The sequence below is a fragment of the Acidovorax sp. genome, assembly GCF_046291265.1.
GTDB lineage: Bacteria > Pseudomonadota > Gammaproteobacteria > Burkholderiales > Burkholderiaceae_C > Acidovorax.
The window spans coordinates 1-557 of sequence record NZ_JBKBTV010000186.1 but is presented as its reverse complement, the minus strand read 5'-3'; the positions used below and the strand labels follow the sequence as shown (position 1 = coordinate 557).

Annotated in this window: 2 protein-coding genes; both read left to right on the top strand. The window is 67.0% G+C overall.

The genetic code is table 11. The annotated features are described in order from the left end of the window. Positions 1-249 (top strand): DUF3050 domain-containing protein (locus ACK41V_RS23820; protein WP_409786187.1); only part of this gene is annotated, 249 nt, incomplete at its 5' end. A gap of 14 nt (positions 250-263) precedes the next feature. Beyond that, on the top strand, positions 264-557 hold a 294-nt coding region (gene fdx, locus ACK41V_RS23815; protein WP_409786185.1), incomplete at its 3' end, for an ISC system 2Fe-2S type ferredoxin.

Sequence of the window (557 nt, the reverse complement as noted above, 5' to 3'; positions counted from 1 at the left end):
TTCCTCGCGCGCATGGCGGTGACCGAGGCGCAGGCGCCAAGCTTCCATTACTACCTCAACCGCCACGTCCATCTGGACGAGGATTTCCATGCGCCGCTGTCGCTGCGCCTGCTCGCCGCGCTGGTCGGCGGCGACGCTGCCAAGTGGCGCGAAGCCGAGGCCGCCGCCGAGGCCGCGGTGAACGCGCGAATCAAATTCTGGGACGGCGTGCTCGCCGCCCTGCCTAGCCAACACTCCCAAGCGGCCTGAAACGCCCGAATGCTATGCCCCAGCTCATCGTATTGCCCCACGTCGAACTGTGTCCCGAAAACGCGGTGATCGACGCCAAGCCCGGCGAGACCATTTGCGACACCCTGCTCGCCAACGGCGTCGAGATCGAGCACGCCTGCGAGAAATCCTGCGCCTGCACCACCTGCCACGTCATCGTGCGGGAGGGGTTCGAGTCGCTGGAAGAGTCCAGCGAGACCGAGGACGACCTGCTCGACAAGGCCTGGGGGCTGGAGCCGCAATCGCGGCTGTCGTGCCAGGCGCGCGTCAGCAACGCCGACCTGGTGATC